The organism is Anoxybacillus sp. CHMUD (assembly GCF_013096965.1).
In the GTDB taxonomy this organism is placed as follows: domain Bacteria; phylum Bacillota; class Bacilli; order Bacillales; family Anoxybacillaceae; genus Anoxybacillus; species Anoxybacillus kestanbolensis_A.
Window position 1 is genome coordinate 187,670 of the sequence record NZ_SDLG01000003.1, and the last position, 18,964, is coordinate 206,633.

Annotated in this window: 22 protein-coding genes and 1 tRNA gene; 4 read left to right on the plus strand and 19 right to left on the minus strand. The window is 40.4% G+C overall.

Features of this window, described 5'->3' with window-relative positions; translation table 11 throughout:
• Nucleotides 1–27: 27 nt before the first annotated feature.
• Entirely contained in the window at nt 28–1,767 is a 1,740-nt protein-coding gene (locus ETB99_RS03390) for a phospho-sugar mutase (protein WP_077427870.1), read from the minus strand.
• A 108-nt stretch (nt 1,768–1,875) separates the two neighbouring features.
• Nucleotides 1,876–2,307, minus strand: coding sequence for a CBS domain-containing protein (locus tag ETB99_RS03395; RefSeq protein WP_006319170.1), 432 nt, complete (start codon nt 2,305–2,307; stop codon nt 1,876–1,878).
• 127 nt (nt 2,308–2,434) lie between these two features.
• Between ETB99_RS03395 and ETB99_RS03400 the strand changes: the two genes are divergently transcribed.
• A complete protein-coding gene (locus ETB99_RS03400; RefSeq protein WP_077427874.1) occupies nt 2,435–2,863 on the plus strand; it encodes a disulfide formation protein C in 429 nt (142 codons plus the stop codon).
• Nucleotides 2,860–3,324: a thioredoxin family protein gene (locus ETB99_RS03405; protein WP_006319172.1), complete on the plus strand. Its 465-nt coding sequence runs from the start codon at nt 2,860–2,862 to the stop codon at nt 3,322–3,324. Before ETB99_RS03400 ends, ETB99_RS03405 begins: the two co-directional genes overlap by 4 nt.
• A 24-nt stretch (nt 3,325–3,348) precedes the next feature.
• Here ETB99_RS03405 and ETB99_RS03410 read toward each other — a convergent pair whose 3' ends face one another.
• Complete coding sequence (locus ETB99_RS03410; RefSeq protein ID WP_012575867.1) at nt 3,349–3,750, minus strand: YhcU family protein; 402 nt, start codon at nt 3,748–3,750, stop codon at nt 3,349–3,351.
• Nucleotides 3,751–3,846: 96 nt separating this feature from the next.
• Between ETB99_RS03410 and ETB99_RS03415 the strand changes: the two genes are divergently transcribed.
• The gene (locus ETB99_RS03415; RefSeq protein WP_171699907.1) at nt 3,847–4,758 is read left to right on the plus strand and encodes an RluA family pseudouridine synthase; all 912 of its coding nucleotides are present in this window, start codon (nt 3,847–3,849) and stop codon (nt 4,756–4,758) included.
• On the opposite strand, the gene ETB99_RS03420 is transcribed toward ETB99_RS03415, so the two are convergent.
• The 15 genes from ETB99_RS03420 to queG form a co-directional block, all read right to left on the minus strand.
• Complete coding sequence (locus ETB99_RS03420; RefSeq protein ID WP_171699908.1) at nt 4,753–6,090, minus strand: hemolysin family protein; 1,338 nt, start codon at nt 6,088–6,090, stop codon at nt 4,753–4,755. The genes ETB99_RS03415 and ETB99_RS03420 overlap by 6 nt on opposite strands.
• Nucleotides 6,091–6,135: 45 nt before the next feature.
• A complete protein-coding gene (locus tag ETB99_RS03425) occupies nt 6,136–6,822 on the minus strand; it encodes a zinc metallopeptidase (protein WP_003398996.1) in 687 nt (228 codons plus the stop codon).
• A 137-nt stretch (nt 6,823–6,959) separates the two neighbouring features.
• On the minus strand, nt 6,960–7,439 hold the full coding sequence (locus tag ETB99_RS03430) for a DsrE/DsrF/DrsH-like family protein (RefSeq protein ID WP_003399194.1): 480 nt from the start codon (nt 7,437–7,439) through the stop codon (nt 6,960–6,962).
• Nucleotides 7,440–7,497: 58 nt separating this feature from the next.
• A complete protein-coding gene (locus ETB99_RS03435; RefSeq protein WP_171699909.1) occupies nt 7,498–8,631 on the minus strand; it encodes an MBL fold metallo-hydrolase in 1,134 nt (377 codons plus the stop codon).
• Nucleotides 8,632–8,684: 53 nt separating this feature from the next.
• Nucleotides 8,685–8,918: a glutaredoxin family protein gene (locus ETB99_RS03440; protein WP_003399184.1), complete on the minus strand. Its 234-nt coding sequence runs from the start codon at nt 8,916–8,918 to the stop codon at nt 8,685–8,687.
• A gap of 82 nt (nt 8,919–9,000) precedes the next feature.
• A complete protein-coding gene (locus ETB99_RS03445) occupies nt 9,001–9,777 on the minus strand; it encodes a sulfite exporter TauE/SafE family protein (protein ID WP_171699910.1) in 777 nt (258 codons plus the stop codon).
• Nucleotides 9,778–9,825: 48 nt separating this feature from the next.
• Nucleotides 9,826–10,053 carry a sulfurtransferase TusA family protein gene (locus ETB99_RS03450; protein ID WP_003399180.1) on the minus strand — a complete coding sequence of 76 codons (228 nt, stop codon included), beginning with the start codon at nt 10,051–10,053 and terminating at the stop codon, nt 9,826–9,828.
• A 12-nt stretch (nt 10,054–10,065) separates the two neighbouring features.
• Nucleotides 10,066–10,461 carry a DsrE/DsrF/DrsH-like family protein gene (locus tag ETB99_RS03455; protein ID WP_003399177.1) on the minus strand — a complete coding sequence of 132 codons (396 nt, stop codon included), beginning with the start codon at nt 10,459–10,461 and terminating at the stop codon, nt 10,066–10,068.
• Nucleotides 10,461–11,039, minus strand: a complete 579-nt coding sequence (locus ETB99_RS03460) for a sulfurtransferase TusA family protein (protein WP_171699911.1) — start codon at nt 11,037–11,039, stop codon at nt 10,461–10,463. Before ETB99_RS03460 ends, ETB99_RS03455 begins: the two co-directional genes overlap by 1 nt.
• Entirely contained in the window at nt 11,036–11,350 is a 315-nt protein-coding gene (locus ETB99_RS03465) for a rhodanese-like domain-containing protein (RefSeq protein ID WP_003399172.1), read from the minus strand. Before ETB99_RS03465 ends, ETB99_RS03460 begins: the two co-directional genes overlap by 4 nt.
• Nucleotides 11,351–11,495: 145 nt before the next feature.
• A complete protein-coding gene (gene yhbH / locus ETB99_RS03470) occupies nt 11,496–12,656 on the minus strand; it encodes a sporulation protein YhbH (RefSeq protein ID WP_171699912.1) in 1,161 nt (386 codons plus the stop codon).
• Nucleotides 12,657–12,876: 220 nt separating this feature from the next.
• On the minus strand, nt 12,877–14,772 hold the full coding sequence (locus ETB99_RS03475) for a PrkA family serine protein kinase (RefSeq protein WP_077427888.1): 1,896 nt from the start codon (nt 14,770–14,772) through the stop codon (nt 12,877–12,879).
• A gap of 281 nt (nt 14,773–15,053) precedes the next feature.
• On the minus strand, nt 15,054–15,527 hold the full coding sequence (gene trmL / locus ETB99_RS03480; RefSeq protein ID WP_041638913.1) for a tRNA (uridine(34)/cytosine(34)/5-carboxymethylaminomethyluridine(34)-2'-O)-methyltransferase TrmL: 474 nt from the start codon (nt 15,525–15,527) through the stop codon (nt 15,054–15,056).
• A gap of 11 nt (nt 15,528–15,538) precedes the next feature.
• Nucleotides 15,539–16,396, minus strand: coding sequence for an amidase domain-containing protein (locus ETB99_RS03485; protein ID WP_171699913.1), 858 nt, complete (start codon nt 16,394–16,396; stop codon nt 15,539–15,541).
• A gap of 57 nt (nt 16,397–16,453) precedes the next feature.
• Nucleotides 16,454–17,590, minus strand: coding sequence for a tRNA epoxyqueuosine(34) reductase QueG (queG, locus tag ETB99_RS03490; RefSeq protein WP_171699914.1), 1,137 nt, complete (start codon nt 17,588–17,590; stop codon nt 16,454–16,456).
• Between the two features lie 61 nt (nt 17,591–17,651).
• Between queG and ETB99_RS03495 the strand changes: the two genes are divergently transcribed.
• The gene (locus tag ETB99_RS03495) at nt 17,652–18,314 is read left to right on the plus strand and encodes a B3/B4 domain-containing protein (RefSeq protein ID WP_164970086.1); all 663 of its coding nucleotides are present in this window, start codon (nt 17,652–17,654) and stop codon (nt 18,312–18,314) included.
• An 81-nt stretch (nt 18,315–18,395) separates the two neighbouring features.
• On the opposite strand, the gene ETB99_RS03500 is transcribed toward ETB99_RS03495, so the two are convergent.
• Nucleotides 18,396–18,469: transfer RNA gene (locus ETB99_RS03500), tRNA-Gly, on the minus strand.
• Nucleotides 18,470–18,964 lie beyond the last annotated feature (495 nt).

Genomic DNA, 18,964 nt, shown 5'->3' on the forward strand with positions numbered 1-18,964 from the left:
TACATTCAAAAAACAACTGATAAAGCATTACACCTTATCAGCTGTTAACGTATATACCCGCTCCATCACCGCTGTTTCTAATTGTCCCAATTGTTGTTTTGCTTCTGCAAGTGTCTGCCCTTTTACACCAAAATAAAATTTCATTTTCGGCTCTGTGCCAGACGGACGCGCACAAAACCACGAGCCATCTTCTAACGTATATTTCAACACGTTCGATTTTGGTAAATCGATTGCTTCTTTTTCGCCTGTTTCCACATACACCCTCTCACTCGTCTTATAGTCTTCACGAGTCACGACGCGCTGATTAGCAACAAACGTCGGCGGCTCATTTCGGAACGTGGCGAGTAACGCCTCGATTCGCTCCGCCCCCTCTTTTCCTTTTAGTGTGAGCGAACGCAACCCTTCCTGATAATATCCATATTGTTCAAATAATCGCATAAGTGCCTCGTATAAAGATAAGCCCTGCTTTTTATAAAACGCGCACACTTCAACAGCTAACACAGCAGCTTGAATCGCGTCTTTATCACGGGCAAAATCACCAATTAAATAGCCGTAGCTTTCTTCGTATCCAAATTGGAATACATACTCTCCTGTTTGTTCATATTGTTTAATTTTTTCACCGATAAATTTAAACCCTGTCAATGTATCCATCGTTTCGATTCCAAACGACTTAGCAATCGCACGCCCAAATTCAGATGTGACGATCGTTTTAAATACAATCCCGTTTGGTGGCAATATCCCTTTTTCTTTCTTTTGTGAAAGAATGTAATGAAGTAACAATCCACCTGTTTGATTGCCTGTTAAAACGATGTATTCTCCTTGTTCATTTTTTACCGCAATGCCTAAACGATCCGCATCCGGGTCTGTTGCAATTAACACGTCTGCATCGACTTGTTTTCCAAGCTGAATCGCTAATTCAAACGCAGCATGTTCTTCTGGATTTGGCGATTTTACCGTTGAAAAATTCGGGTCCGGTTGTTCTTGTTCCTTTACAACAAACACGTGTTTATAGCCGAATTCCTTTAATCCACGTTGAACGAGCTTATTTGCTGTGCCATGAAGCGGTGTAAATACGACTTTGACATCAACTTCGTGAGAGAGTTCTGGATGTAGCGAAATCGTTTTTAATTTTTGTATGTATGCATCGTCAATCTCTGTGCCAATCATTTGAATAAGTCCTTTTTCTTTTAATACCTCTTCTCGTTCAACCACGAGTTCCCATTCGTTTTCAATCGCATTGACATATGCAATAACAACATCGGCAATGTGTGGTGGCAATTGCGCCCCGTCTTCTCCGTATACTTTATACCCGTTGTACTCTGGTGGGTTGTGGCTTGCGGTAATGACAATACCCGAAAAAGCACGTAAATGACGGACCGCAAATGAAAGCTCCGGTGTCGGGCGAAGCTCATCGAATACGTACGTCTGAATACCATGGGTGGCAAGCGTTTTGGCTGCTTCCATCGCAAACTGTTGCGACTTGTGACGCGAGTCGTATGCGATCACAACTCCCCGTTTCTTCGCCTCCTCCCCAAACGACGCGATGTATCGTGCTAATCCTGCCGATGCTTTTCGCACCGTATATATGTTCATGCGGTTCGTTCCCGGTCCGATTTCGCCGCGCATACCTCCTGTACCGAACTCTAACGTTTTGTAAAAGCAGTCTTCTAGCAATTTTTCATCTTGCTCTAGTTGCTCCAAATGCGCGCGTAGCTCTTCATCTAATTGCGCTTCTTTCCAACGTTCGTATACTGTTTTCCAAGTCACGTTTATCCCTCCATATCCGTTGCTCATTGTAACTTATTCTCGCTTCTTTATACAAATTCCTTTTTCATAGCGAAAAAGGAGCTCCTTCAAAAGAAGCCCCTTTCTTGTTTAATGATATGAAGGTTCGGAAATCTCAGATAATGCTTGTTCTGCCGCCTCATCATATGCTTGGTTTGTTGCGATATCACCAAGTGCAACGATACCACAAAGCTCATTATTTTGTACGATCGGCAAACGACGAATTTGATTTTTCGCCATCACTTTCGCTGCTTCATTCACGCTCATGTTTGGCGTACCTGTGACAACATCGCTTGTCATCACTTGTGAAACAGGTGTCGAAGGGGTTAACCCTTGTGCTGTTGTACGAAGAGTGATGTCACGGTCAGTAATCATTCCTTTTACTTTTCCGTTTTCAACAACAGGAATGGCACCGATATTATGTTCGTTCATTAACTGTGCTGCCTCTTGAACGGACTGATCTGGTGTGACCGTTGCCACTTGGCGTGTCATAATCGATTCAACTGTATGATTCAATATCATCCTCCCCTTTCGCTTTTTATTGTTTGCGTTCATTCGTTCATTATGTAAGTAAAATATCGTCGCAATTTACATTATTTCTTTTGATGTACTATAATGAACAAAGAGTAAAAAATAAGAAGGTGGAATCATGGCGCAGAAAGAAAATCATTTATTAACTGCGTGGAGCGTTGCGCTAATCGCTACACTTGGCAGCCTTTATTTTTCCGAAATAATGAAGTTTATTCCATGTGAACTTTGCTGGTATCAGCGCATTTTTATGTATCCGCAAGTATTTTTACTTGGCATGGCTTTTGTGCGCAAAGATTTTAAAATCGCCCGTTATACACTAATGTTATCTATTATCGGTGGCACGATTTCTTCTTATCATTATCTCATTCAAAAAATAACATTTTTCCGTGATACAGCTCCATCGTGCGGCATTGTACCATGTACAGGACAGTACATCAACTGGTTCGGATTTATTACCATTCCGTTTTTAGCACTTATTGCTTTTATTTTCATTAGCATCATAAGCTATCGTCTTATAAAAATGGAGAAAGAAGGGAAAGACGAATGAAAAAATTGCTTATTTTCGGTGGGATCATTATCATTTTATTCGGGGCGCTCGCTTGGATTACGTCTTATACGCAAAAACAAAAAGCAGAAGGAAATCCATTCGGAAAAGAAGAGTTGCACCCAGCGACGATCGATCTTCTCGATGACCCGAACTATCAAAACATTATTTTACCTAACGAATTAAGAGAAGCATTAAACAAGAAAGAAACGATAACCGTTTACTTTTACAGTTCCACATGTGAATTTTGTAAAAAAACGACACCAATCGTTGCTCCACTCGCGCAGAAGATGGGCATTGACTTAAAACAATTTAACCTGCTTGAATTTGAAGAAGGTTGGGATGAGTATCATATCGAGGCAACACCGACCATTGTTCACTTTAAAAATGGACAAGAAGTCGCGCGTATTGAAGGATATTACGAGGAAGACGTATTTCGAAAATGGTTTGAACAAATGGAATAAAAAGCCTTCATCACGAAGGCTTTTTTACATCACCCAAGCATGAATAGGCTTCATATACATGCTTACATACTCATCTCTTTGATGCAAAAAATGTTCAAGAGTGAGTGGAAAACTAATACCATGCTGTTCTAGCTGCTCAATATTTCGCTGAAATAGCTGTTCATAATGAGCGGAACGATGATGGAACGAAACAAACTCAATGATGGCTTGTAGTGATTGCAATGCAGAAATAATCGTAAATGCCTCTTTCAACGTTCCGTCATATGTGGACGCTTCAAATTGTAATACACCGAGCGATTGAAACGTTTCAATTTCATCGTCTGTAAAATATTTTGGAAAAATACATGTATAAAACTGTTCAATAAGCGAATGAATATATTGCTTTTGTTCTTCCGTAGCAACGTAAACGGTTTTCAATTGCCTCACCTTTTTTCCATTTTATTTCCTAATGTATAACGAAATTGTAACATATCAACGCACTTTATGGTGTTGGTAATTTATTGTACAGAAAGAGTGAGACGAATGAATGTGCAAAAGAAAGGAAACTGGCTTCTGTTTGAAGCGCCAAAATCATGGAGCGGTTTATCGCTCGAACAAGCATTCCAAACGAAATGGTTCGTTCCTAAAAAAATGTTACACGAATGGCGAATGACAAAAGGTGTAGCCATCAACGACAACATCGTTCCTTTTCATACAATCATTTCACCGAACGATCGCATTCGTGTTCGTATAAAAGAAGAACAAATCGAACCAACTCCGACATACGCACCGCTTCATATTGTATTTGAAGACGATCATGTGCTCGTCGTTAACAAACGAGCGCATATAGACGTCCATCCGACGCAGCCGAGTCAAACAAATACGGTAGCAAACGCTGTAGCCTTCCACTTTCAATGTGAAGGCATTTATAGTAAAGTTCGTCATATTCATCGGCTCGATCGCGATACAAGCGGCGTTATTTTATTCGCCAAGCATGCACTGGCTGGGGCTATTCTGGATCAATATTTAGCGAAACGAACGATTCATCGCACATATATTGCACTTGTTCACGGATATGTCAAACAAAAAAAGGGAACGATCGAAGCACCGATCGGCCGTGATCGCCATCATCCAACAAGACGCCGCGTATCAAAAACAGGAGATACAGCTATCACGCACTATGAACGTCTCCAATATGACAAACAAAAGCACGTATCACTTGTTCGTCTCACGCTTGATACAGGACGAACGCACCAAATTCGTGTCCACATGAGCTATATTGGCCATCCATTAGTTGGTGATACGTTATATGGAGGAAAACCGTGGATCGATCGACAAGCGTTACATGCGTTCTCTTTATCGTTCCTACATCCGTTTACTGGGGAGCGTATCACTTGTTCCGCTTTGCCTGATGAAACCATTTTCGGTCACATAAAAAGAGGCACGTTATTATAACGCTGCCTCTTCATTCATATCTGTGACTACATCTACGTTATGGGGAAGACGTGTCACTTCAATTTTTTTCACATGATGACCGTCCAATTGCAAGACTTTAAAAACGTAACCACCAAACTCAATTTGTTCTCCAGGACGAATATTATAACGCTCTGTTAACATCCATCCACCAATCGTGTCGACATCGGTGTCATCAATTTCTAAGCCGAACAAATCATTAATTTCATGAATGAGCACTTTTCCATCTACAATTGTACGGTCCTCATCTACTTTTTGAATCAGCGGCGTCTCATCGATGTCGAATTCATCACGAATTTCCCCGACGATTTCTTCTAATATGTCTTCTACCGTCACTAAACCAGACGTTCCGCCATACTCATCAACTAAAATGGCCATATGAATACGCTCTTTTTGCATTTTCACAAGCAAATCTTGAATCGGGATCGTTTCAATTACTTGAATAACTGGGCGAATATATTCACGCAACTGTTTTCGCTCTTGACAGTTCGCAACGAGATCAGTAAACAACTCTTTCACATTGATTAAACCGAGTATATGGTCTTTGTCCCCATCAATGACAGGATAACGCGTATACTTTTCTTCACGAATCGTTTGTAACACATGTTCCATCGAATCGTTCACATCTAGCGCAACAATCTCTTTTCGTGGAACCATAATTTCTTTTGCGACTCGGTCATCAAATCGGAAAATGTTATTCACATATTTATATTCCGTATGATTAATTTCTCCGTTTTTATAGCTTGCTGATAACAAAAGACGCAGTTCTTCTTCGGAGTGAGCCAATTCTTGTTCATTAGATAGCTGAAAACCAAATAAACGAACGACTAAACGCGCAGACCCATTTAACAACCAAATAAACGGATACATGACACGATAAAACAACATAAGTGGGCGCGCTGTCCATAGCGTAATGGTTTCCGCCTTTTGAATCGCAATCGTCTTCGGTGCTAATTCACCAACAACGACATGAATAAACGTAATTATCGCAAATGCAACAATAAAAGAAGCACCATGGGCAAATGATGGCGATACATCAAACTCATCAAAAAGCGGCCGAAGCGCTCGTTCCACCGTTGGTTCTCCAAGCCAACCGAGACCGAGTGATGTCATTGTAATCCCTAGTTGATTGGCGGATAAATACTCATCTAAATGAGTAATAACATGTTTGGCTGCCACTGCTTTTTTGTTTCCTTCCTCAATGAGTTGATCGATACGTGACGGGCGCACTTTCACAATCGCAAATTCCGAAGCGACAAAAAAACCAGTAAGCGCAATAAGAAAAACGATCATCCATAAACTAAATATGTCCAACGAACGTCCGCACGCATAATGCGTGCGGATGCCACCTCCTATTGATTAATCTTCATTGTTTCCTTGTACAAAAATAAGCACGTACTTAATTAATTCTAACACCGAAATAAGCGCTGCAGCAACATACGTTAGTGCCGCGGCATTTAATACTTTATTGACTCCGCGTTCTTCCTCATTGCGAATAATACCTTCCGCAATCATATAGTCTTTTGCACGCGAACTTGCATTAAACTCAACTGGCAACGTAATAACTTGGAATGCTACCGCAAATGAGAATAAAATGATCCCTAGACCAATTAAAGAAAATTGTTGTAATAAAAACCCACCTAAGAGAAGGAAAGGAGCAATTCCAGACGTAAAATTCACTAACGGGAACATGCGATGACGTAATACGAGCGCACCGTATGCTTCTTGATGTTGCACCGCATGACCAACTTCATGAGCCGCTACCGAAACTGCAGCGATCGAACGACCATAGTACACAGGCTCTGATAAGCGAACAGCGCGAGCAATCGGATCGTAATGATCTGTAAGTGTTCCTGGCACAAGCTCTACTGGCACATCATATAAACCGTGACGGTCAAGAATAAGACGTGCCACTTCTGCCCCTGTTAAACCAGCTGAAGCAGGTACATCTGACCATTTGTTAAAGTTTCCTTTTACTTTAAACTGCGCCCAAATAGATACGGCAAAGGCGATCAAAATAAGAAAATCCATTGGATGAAAAAACATTACATCATCCCTCCTTCATTTTATATTGTAATGAAAAATGAACGAAAATAAAAGAGAATACTTTCACATACATTGTATACGACTATTGTGTCCAAAAAGTTTCATAAAACCGAAAAAAACCTCGCTATAAGCGAGGCTTAAATAAATAAATTTACTTTTCCTTCTGTCGCATCTCCTAAATAAGCAGCGACCCCTCCAAGTTCAACACCATCAATTAATTCTTCTTTCTTAATGCCTAATAAATCCATTGTCATCGTACAAGCGACAAGTTTCACTCCTTGCTCTTGTGCCATTTCAATTAATTGCGGGAGCGTCATCGCGTTATGTTTTTTCATCACATGTTTAATCATTTTTGGACCGAGTCCGCCCATGTTCATTTTCGATAATCCTAGTCGATTCGCTCCTTTTGGCATCATCCAGCCAAACATTTTTTCAAGCCATCCTTTTTTCACAGACACGCTTTCTTCTTTTCGTAACGTATTTAATCCCCAAAAGGTAAAGAAAATCGTCACATCATGATCATAAGCCGCAGCACCGTTGGCAATAATAAACGCTGCCATCGCTTTATCTAAATCACCACTAAATAAAATAATTGTTGTTTTCTCCTTCTTTTCCATTTGTTCATCTCCTTTCATTCTAGAAACAAAATACCCCAACAAATTGGGGTATTTTGTTTTAATGTGTATGGTGAACAGCGCAACGGTTCGGACCAATTTCTAGTTCTTGTTGTTGCTCTGGCGTTGCTTCTTTGACACCACGGTTAATCGCAATAATGTCTTCAAAGTTCGGTGGTGTTTCAGAAGCTGCTGACTGCGCCACATGTTCAACGAACTCCTCTTTCGTTTTCCCTTGCATAATTTCATTCATTTGACGAATATTGCCTAACGTATTACCGATATATCCTTGCTCATTCACTTCTTGATCAAAGTTTGCGTAGTGCGCAGGGAGAACGATGACGTCATCGGCAATTTGTGCAACTTTGTTATACACTGTGTCATACAAGTCTTTTGCCCACTCGCGCGCTTTTCCACCAAGGTCTGGTCGACCAAGGCCGCTGACGAAAATGGTATCGCCCGAGAATAACAATTTATTGTTTACGAAGAACGATACACTTCCCGGAGTATGACCTGGTGTTTTAATCGCTAATACTTCTAAGCTGACTTTTTCAAATTCAATGCGATCATGGTTTTCAAGCGGCTCGAATTCAAATACGGCTCCTTCACTTTTCATTAAGTAGTACTTTGCTCCTGTTTGTTTCGCCAATTCATATCCGCCTGAAATATGGTCTGCATGCAAATGCGAGTCAACGATATGAGTAATCGTTACATTTTCTTTTTCTGACACTTGTTTATACACATCGATAAAACGAGAAGGGTCAATGATAAGAGCTTCTTTTCCTGATACGACCATGTAAGAAAGACAACCTTTACCGACACGAATAAATTGATATACTTTTATGTCGTTATCTTGGTAAACAACAACTGGATATAAATATTCGCTCCAAGCTTTCATGCCGCCTTTTAAATAAAATACTTCTAATCCTTTTTCGGCGAGCATTTCCGCAACCATCATAGAAGACCCTTCTTTTGCGCAAACGACGACGATTTTTTTATCTTTTGGCAAACGCTCTAATACTGGCTCAACACCATCAATTAATTCAAAATAAGGGATATTTAAATATTCAATTTGTTCCCCTTCAATTTTCCAATCCGCAAAGTCTGACTCATTGCGAACATCAAATAAGAAAAACGGTTCTTTATTTACAATCATCTCGTTTATTTGTTGTGCTGTTAACGCATATACTGACATATGTCATCCACCTCTCCTTTATACCTTATATGGTATTAATATAGATAAAAAAATTATTGTTGCAACAATTGCATAATTCGTTGAGGATCAAATCCAATCACCCAACGCCCATTAATTTCTGTTTGTGGCACTCCCATTTGCCCTGTCGAACGAACAACATAATCAACAGCTTCAGGATGTTGATGCAAGTTCACTTCTTTAAACGGAATGCCTCGTTCAACTAGAAAATTTTTTAACAATGTACAATATGGACATGTTGTTGTTGTATATACAGTTACTTGTTTCATCTCACTACTCCTCCTTTATGTTCCGATATTTTATATACCCCTACTAGTATTATAACATAAAGGATGAACATTTCAACATTTTTTACAAAATATCCAACCAAATTTTGATTGCCGTAGCTACAATAAGTGCTGCTAAAATAAACTGTAATATTTTCGTATTTACTTTTTTACCAACATTCGCTCCAATCGGGGAAGCAATTAAACTTGCAACAACCATAATGAACGCCGTCCAAAAATCAAATTGACCTGTCGTAATTTTTCCTACTGTTGCCCCAATCGATGAAATAAACGTAATAGCTAACGAACTCGCAATTGTCATGCGCGTTGGAATTTTTAATACGACGAGCATAATTGGTACGAGAATAAACGCACCAGCAGCACCAACAATTCCAGCGCTCACACCGACAATGAATGCTAATAACGCAGCAAGCCATTTGTTGAATGTTACTTGATCAAGTGGAATGTTGTCAATTCCTTTTTTCGGAACGAACATCATCATTGCCGCGATAGTAGCTAACACCGCATAAACGATATTGATGCCGCCTTCGCTCATTAATTTCGAGCCGTAACCGCCAATGAAACTACCGATCAAAATGCTCGTTCCCATGTAAATAATTAACGTCTTGTTTAAATACCCACCTTTACGGTACGCCCAAACACCGCCAATCGTCGCAAATAATACTTGAATGGCGCTAATGCCTGATACTTCATGCGCGCTGAATGCCGCATAGCCTAACAATGGAGGGATATATAGCAACATCGGATATTTAATAATTGAACCACCAATCCCAACCATGCCGGAAATGAACGAACCGATGAAGCCGATGAGAAAAATCGTCACGATAAAGCCTATGCTCATGCTAGCTCACTCCTTATATTGAACATCGGGACGCATTCCCGATGTTCACTACGCTTTACGAACCCAAAATTTTAGTACATCGCCTTCTTCAATCATGTCGATCATTTCATGACCAGCCGATTTCGCCCATGCAGATAAATCGTTTTTTGCTCCTTTATCCGTAACATGAATTTCTAGCACTTGACCTGATTGTAACGTATCCATCGCTTTTTTTGTCCGAACAATCGGCATTGGACACGCTAACCCCTTTGCATCAACAACAAGATCCGCTTTCATGTTTTTCCCTCCTTAAAATGTTAACGTAATGTCAGCGTCTTTCGCAAAATCAAGGAATGTAACGGCTCCACCAACATCAATGCCGTCTACAAAATGTTCTTTTGTTAATCCCATGACATCCATCGTCATTTGGCATGCGATAAACTTCACGCCCATTTCTTGCGCCATCCCCACAAGTTCTGGAATGGATGGGACGTTCGCTTGTGCAAATCCTTGTTGAATTTGTTCTTTTCCTTCTGGTAACGGCAGTTGTTTATACGCTTCCTTATGAATTAAATTCAATCCTTCAAACGTAAAGAAAATCGCTACTTCCGCTTCTGTTGCTGCAGCTGCTGTTGCAATGTTAAATACTTTATATGCATCAAATAAACCGCCGTTTGCTGCAATAATTGCTACACGTTTTTTCATTATTCATTTCCCCCTTTAACCATTGTTCCTTTCCATTCTGTCATACCTGGAATGACGTTAAATACATGCGCAAATCCTTTTTCAGCTAATTGTTGGGCTGCAAGGTCACTGCGATTGCCTGTTCGACAAATGACGTAAATCGTCTCATTTTTGTTTAATTCATTCATACGTGTTTCTAATTGTCCAAGCGGGATATGATACGCCCCTGGTATATGACCAAACGCATATTCTGCTTCTTCACGCACATCTAAAATAAACGGTTGTTCATTGTTTTCTACTTTTCTTTGCAATTCGTCTAAAGCGACGACATGAGGGTATTTTGTTTCTTCTTTCACTTCGGTAGGATTCGCCTTACGAAGGTAATGCTTCAATACCTCCCCTTCTTCGATCGTTCCGATGTATTGGTGTCCTGTACTTTTTGCCCAACCTTGAATATCAGCAAGCGATCCTTTATCCGTTGCTTGCACCTCAAGCACTTGACCAGGTTGTAATTGCTCCATCGCCTTTTTCGTACGAACAATCGGCATCGGACACGCTAGTCCGCGCGCATCAACGACATAATCTACGTGAATTGTCACTTTACTCCCTCCCCTTTTTCAACTTCTCCTGTCCATTCGAGCATCCCGCCCGTCATATTTACGACGCGGTATCCGTAACTTTCTAACAATTGGCAAGCCATACCACTTCGATTTCCTGAGCGGCAGACAAGAATATGTTCTTGATCTTTATCCACTTCGTTCATCCGCTCAAGTAGTTGACCGAGCGGGATGTGACGAGCACCGGGAATTTTCCCTTGAGCCACTTCTTCATCCTCGCGCACATCAATAATGCTTAGCGCACGACCTTCTTTTAATTGTTGTTCGACTTCTTGTGGCAATATATGCTTCATTTCTCTCACCTCTCTATACTCATAAGGGTATTTTTGATTTCAAAAAATAATTTATTACCATTACCTCTATGAGTATATTACAAAACCCCCACCCGTTTGTCAACTGTTTTTTCTCCAAAAAAAAAACCTTGTGTAACACAAGGAGTTAAACAAGCGTTTTATGTTCTTCTTTTCTAAAAAAGCTTCTCATCGCTTGCAGTACATCAGACTTTTGTTTCAAAATGTAGTAGCGAAACTTTTCATCTTTAATATGTTTATATGCTGACATGAGAGTCGAGTGGCGATTGTACTGATTCACTTCCCCGTATCCGAACATATTTGAAACTTTCATTAACTCTTGCACAAGCTTGACACAGCGGGCGTTATCGGACGTTAAATTATCGCCATCGGAAAAATGGAACGGATAAATATTATATTTTGTCGGCGAGTATTTTGTTTCGATTACTTCAAGTGCCTTTCGATACGCTGATGAACATATCGTCCCTCCACTTTCCCCTTTTGTAAAAAATTCTTCTTCTGTTACAACTTTTGCTTCGGTATGATGAGCGATAAAAACGATATCTACCGTTTCATATTTTGTTCGTAAAAAACGCGTCATCCAAAAGAAAAAGCTTCTAGCCATATATTTTTCCCATACGCCCATTGAGCCGCTCGTATCCATCATCGCAATAACAACCGCTTTTGAATCAGGCTTAATGACTTCATTCCACGTTTTAAACTTTAAATCTTCCGGATAAATAGGATAAAAGCCTGGATTGCCGCTTAACGCATTTCGTTTAAATGCAGCCATCATCGTTTTTTTCTTATCAATATTCCCCATGAGCCCTGTTTTACGAATATCATTAAATTCAATATGCTGGACAACATGATCAGCGTGTTGTTTTTTCTTTAAGTCTGGAAGTTCTAATTGACTGAATAACGCTTCTTCAAGCTCCATAAGCGACACTTCCGCTTCATAATAGTCTTGCCCTGCCATATCGCCAGCTCCTTGACCTTTCCCCGGTCCTTTTTGACCGTCACCAGAACCGTCGCGCGCAATAACATCACCAACTTGACTGTCCCCATCGCCTTGGCCGACATGTTTATTTTTATCATAGTTGTAACGAATTTTATATTCATCTAACGAACGAATCGGTATTTTAATGACGTCGCGACCGTTGGACATAATGATACTTTCTTCTGTAATTAAGTCACCGAGATTATTTTTAATTGCCTCTTTCACTTTTTCTTCGTGCCGTTTTTGATCATCGTGGCCTTTTCGATGGAGGGACCAATCTTCCTTTGACACAATGAAGTTTCTACTCATTTTTTCCCCTCCTACATATGAAATAATCATGCACAAATTCTTTTTCCTCGCATACACTATGTTGGCTAATAAAAAATCATAAATGAATGGTTGGTTACTTTATCCTATGCGACGACCGAAAAAAATTGACAAATGATTTCGAAAATTGTTCAAATCCCTTTCTGAAGGACAAGCCTGTTTTATACGATGATAAAACAAAGCATGCCAAGTGCGGCATGCTTTATCGGTTTAACAAACTTCCGACATAACGAAGCAACTCATTTGCTGAAGTGGAGTTATAACCATACTCATCAATTAACCGCGCAACAACTTCATTAATTTTCTTGAGTTGTTGTTCATCAGGTGTTTTTGTAGACGTCGTAATTTTGACAATATCTTTTAAGTCTGCAAACAACTTTTTCTGGATCGCTTCACGCAACCGTTCGTGCGAATTGTAATCGAATCGTTGACCTTTGCGGGCATATGCTGAGATACGAATTAAAATTTCTTCACGAAATGCTTTTTTCGCATTCTCCGAAATGCCAATTTGCTCTTCAATCGAACGCATCAGTTTTTCATCTGGATTCATTTCTTCTCCTGTGAGCGGGTCCCGAATTTTCGCTTTGTTACAATACGCTTCTACATTATCTAAATAGTTATCCATTAACGTTTTTGCTGATTCTTCATACGAATAAACGAACGCTTTTTGTACTTCACGTTTTGCAATTTCATCGTATTCTTTTCTTGCAATCGAAATGAAATTTAAATAACGTTCCCGATCTTCTTTTGAAATAGACGGATGATGCTCTAGCCCTTCTTTTAATGCTCGCAATACATCTAATGCATTAATGGACGGCACTTCTTTTCGAATGATACAAGACGAAATACGATTAATAACATAACGTGGATCAATACCACTCATTCCTTCGTCTGGATATTCTTTTTTCAGCTCTTCGACATCCACTTCATTAAATCCTTCGATTAACTCTCCATCATATAAACGCATTTTTTTCACAAGGTCGATATCACCGCGCTTCGGCTCTTTCAATCGCGTTAAAATGGTAAACATCGCAGCAACTCGTAGCGTATGCGGGGCAATATGCACATCTGCCACATCGCTTTCACGAATCATTTTTTCATAAATGCGCTCTTCTTCCGACACTTTTAAGTTGTATGGAACGGGCATGACGATAATACGCGAATGAAGCGCCTCATTTTTCTTATTAGCAATAAACGAACGATACTCTGTTTCATTCGTATGAGCAACAATCAATTCATCAGCACTAATAAGCGCAAAACGTCCCGCTTTAAAATTTCCTTCTTGCGTCAAGGAAAGTAAATGCCATAAAAATTTTTCATCACATTTCAGCATCTCTTGAAATTCCATAATACCACGATTCGCTTTGTTTAACTCCCCATCAAAGCGATATGCGCGCGGATCTGATTCCGATCCATATTGAGCAATCGTCGAAAAATCGATGCTTCCTGTTAAATCAGCAATATCTTGCGACTTCGGATCGGATGGGCTGAACGTCCCAATCCCAACACGTTTATCTTCCGAGAAAAAGATGCGTTCGACCATTACATCCTCAATGCGTCCACCATATTCCTTTTCAAGTCTCATCATATTTAACGGCGACAAGTTTCCTTCAATACGAATACCGTACTCTTTATAAAACTCATCACGCAAATGATGCGGAATTAAATGGAGCGGGTCTTCATGCATCGGACACCCTTTAATGGCATATACAGCACCGCGATCAGTATATGAGTAAGCTTCAAGCCCTCGCTTTAGCATCGTCACAAGCGTTGATTTTCCTCCGCTTACCGGCCCCATCAACAACAAAATACGCTTTCGAACATCTAATCGCTTAGCAGCTGGATGAAAATATTCTTCCACAAGCCGCTCTAGCGCTTCCTCAAGCCCGAACAATTGCCCGCTAAAAAAGTTGTATTTTTTCTTTCCGTCTACTTCTTCTATGCCCGCATCTTTGATCATATTGTAAACGCGAGAATGAGCAGACTGAGCTACCCATGGCTTTTCTTTTACAATTTCCAAATACTCCGCGAACGTCCCTTCCCACTTTAATTTTTGTTCTTCTTCTCTATATTTTTGTATTTTTTTCAAAATGTCCATACACGGACCTCCTCCACCTTTGATGTCTAGCGTCATGATTAATACCATATGTATGCAAGGATGTCCGTAATCATTCGTGAAAGTATGACTTTCATCTTGGTATACAATTAAGCTATAATGAAAGCGCGGACATTTTCTTGTCACTTCATAAGGGAGGAGATTTCGTATGAAAACGCTTCTTGTGCTTGGCGTCATTTTCGCCTTCTTAGCTGCTATTTTTACAGCAGGATATAACGATAAGCCAGAAGTAAAAAATTAAGCGACTTTCAAATGAAAGTCGCTTAAAATACATTCGGAAAGTTTTGTTGTCTTAACGCCTCATATACGAGAATGGCTGCGGTATTCGATAAGTTGAGCGAACGAACATATTCGTTCATCGGAATGCGCAAACAACGTTCCATATTGTTTTCAATTAAGTCTTTTGGTAATCCGCTCGTCTCACGACCGAAAACGAAAAAGTAATCTTTCGTTTGATCACTATAATCAAATGACGTGTAATATGTTTTTCCAAACTTCGTAATAAAGAAAAATTCTCCCTCTTTATATTTATCAAAAAGCTCCTGCAATGAATCGTAATAATGCACATCAACGTAGTCCCAATAATCTAATCCGGCACGTTTTAACATTTTGTCGTCCGTCGAAAATCCAAGTGGACGGATTAAATGTAACGATGTGCCTGTTGCCGCGCACGTACGCGCGATATTTCCTGTATTTGCCGGAATTTCTGGTTGATATAAAACGACATGTAAAGCCACATTCTTCACTCCTATATTCGATCAATAATATGAAAAAACTTATATTGAATATTCGGCGTATAAGCGGTTGAATCCTCGTATGACCAATAACGCATACGGCTGTTGGACGTATGAGCGTTTACAAGCGGCATCCCTTGTTTATCTTTCGCGACAACGATCGTCGTATGATCGAATCGTCCGTCCCCTTGAAAATCATAACAAATGACATCACCGGGAGACAACTGTTCCGGCGATTTTTTTTCGACCGCTTGAATGCCTGTTTTCGATCCGCTTAAATACCAGCGAAACGCGTTCGCGACTGTCCACGTATAACTCCAATCGTTTTTCCTCATCCACCATCCTTTTGTTTTATTGGGATAGCCCATCATCGGAATGCCCCCCGCATGCAAGCATTGTGAAATAAAATTTGTACAATCTACAGAGAATTTTTGGAACGCTGGATTATAATCATTCCACCATATTTCAGCATATCGTACTGCGGCTAGTCGATCATACGTATAGCGAACGCGTTCATCGTCATCTCGTTCTTGTGTTTTTTCTATTTGTCCCGCCTCAACATGTGGCAAAACAAGACGATCATCTACAAGTTCATTTTTCTCAAATGTTGCTTCACGCACCTCTTGTTGTTCCTCCACATACAACCACCCATTTTGCGAAATAACAAAACGAAAATGAACGATATAGCGCACAAATGTGTGTAGCCCGATATGTTTTTTTTCGATGATCGCTCCTTTTCCTTCACATTTCACAAGTTTCGCATTCCGCTTCGCCAACAGCTTTCGTTTTCTTTCCACTTCTTCGTCTATCACATCGCTAACAAAAAAATGACGAATGCGTTCATCGAGAAGATCGTGTAGCTGTTTTCTCATCTCGCTCACCACTTTTTCGTTTTTTAATACGTTATGTCAGAGATGAAAGAAAAACAACTACACATTTTCAAGCATTGCTAACGCTTTTTCAATTTCACGAATGACATCTTCATCTTGTTCCCGCTCTTTTGCTTTCTTTAACATTGGTATTACTTCATAATTTCCGATTTTTCCAAGCGCCCACGCCGCTGTTCCACGAATGACTGGACGCGAATCTTTTTGAAGCAATATCAATAAATCATCGATAGCACTTTCATCTTTATAATGAGCCAATGCAATAATAGCATTTCGTTGAATCGGTTTTTTTCCACGCCATGCTCCAGATAGATGTCCAAACGTTTCTTTAAACTGGCGATTCGTCATATGAAGAATTGGTTTTAATAAAGGTTTCACCACTTCTGGATCCGGCTCCATCTCTGGATGTAGATGAAAGTCTTTTCCTTTATTTTTCGGACAAACAAGCTGGCACGTATCACATCCATACAATCGGTTTCCTAGTTTATCGCGAAACTCATCAGGAATAAACGTTTTCGTTTGCGTTAAAAAAGCGATACATCGTTTCGCATTCAACTGTCCCCCTTGCACAAGTGCGCCTGTCGGACAAGCATCAATGCAGCGCGTGCACGTCCCGCATTGATCCTCAATTGGCGCATCCGGAGGAAACGGGATATTTGTAATCATTTCTCCTAAATATACGTACGATCCAAACTCTGGCGTAATAATTGAGCAGTTTTTCCCACTCCACCCGATACCTGCACGCTCGGCTACCGCCCGATCCGATAACTCCCCGGTATCGACCATCGATTTTACTTTTGCATCTGGTACACGGGTGAGAATAAATTGCTCTAGCTTTTGCAGCCGCTCGCGTAAAATGATGTGATAATCTTGTCCCCAAGATGCGCGACAAAAAATGCCTCGACGTTCTTTTTTTGTACTTCGTGGAGCGTTTTTCAATTTTGATGGGTAGGCAAGGGCGATCGCAATAATAGAACGTGCTTCTGGAAGCAATAAAGACGGATTCGTCCGCTTTTCAATGTCAGGCTCTTCAAATCCCGATTCATACCCGAGTTGTTGTTGTTGACGCAATCGCTCTTTTAGTTCAAAAAACGGATCCGCATGAGCAAAACCAATTTTATCAATACCGATCGTTCGGCTATACTGAATGATTTCTTCTTTTAGCGCTTCAACGTCCATCCCTGAATCCCTCCTTTCTTCGTTGTTTATGTTACAATGTAAAGAAAAAGGAGTGAACGATATGTTAACCATTTGTGACACAATAAAACAGCGCATATCCCATTTTAAAATCGGTGTCCTTACATACGATCAAATCGTCGTCGGTCCGTCCCCCAACATGTTGAAAGGGAAACTTCGACAATTTCAAGAGTTGCTATATTTTGATATGGAACAAACTCCGTTAGCTGAATGGCCAGAAGTAAAAGAATGGCGGTCTGTATTTAAACAAATTGGCACAGATCCGAGCCGATATCGTCCTTCATCGGAAAGTTTGCTTCGTCGCGTACAGAAGCAAAGTTTTATTCCATCCATTCACTCGGCGGCCGATGTGAATAACTTTTTTTCCTTATATTATAAACTACCGATCGGCATTTATGATCGAGATCATCTAACAGGAGATATAGCCGTCACGATCGGTACACAAGCAGATGAATATATCGGCATCAATGATCGGACGACAAATTTTGATCGAAAACTCGTCACAAAAGACGCTCAAGGCCCGTTCGGCAGTCCAATCGTTGATTCGAAACGAACAATGGTTACAGAGCAAACAACAAATGCAATTCAAATCGTATATTTTCTGCCCTCATTTACAGAAACGCAATGTGAACAAATATTGCAAGCGATGAAAGAGATGTTTATTCAAATCCATGGGGGTACAGCTCATACACAACTCATCATATAACAAATACGGGGCGAAGCGAAATAAAAAAACGCAATGCCCCGTTCATCTTCGAAACGAAACACTGCGTTGTCCCCGTATGTATGGAGCGGGTGATGGGAATCGAACCCACGACATCAGCTTGGAAGGCTGAGGTTTTACCACTAAACTACACCCGCGCATTTAAATCGACTATGTCTATCATCATTCAGCACGCCCTGTCATGCCTCTTCCTCTACTCGCATACTCAATGAAGATGGATGCGTCGAGGCAACTCGCCGCTTTCTCGACGATGCATCGCTCGTGGCTGAGGTTTTACCACTAAACTACATCCGCGCATGCAGAAAAAGTAGAAATTTGTCGAATAAAATATAAAAATAAAAAACAGGTGTCCCTGTCTCGCAATTACGTTTTACATTATATCGACTCCTCCTAGGCAAGTCAATACCTTGTTCACAACTTTTTTGAAGCATGCAGTTGAAAATGAGGAAGAGCAAGATAAGCAAAAATAATCGAGGGGAAACGAATAAGAGGAAATAAAAAAGGATTCCTGCGATTAACAGGAATCCCTCTAGTGCCGATGGTGGGAGTCGAACCCACACGGGGGCTGCCCCACACGATTTTGAGTCGATTATGAAATCGTGCATTCCTCTCAATTAAAACAAACCCATATA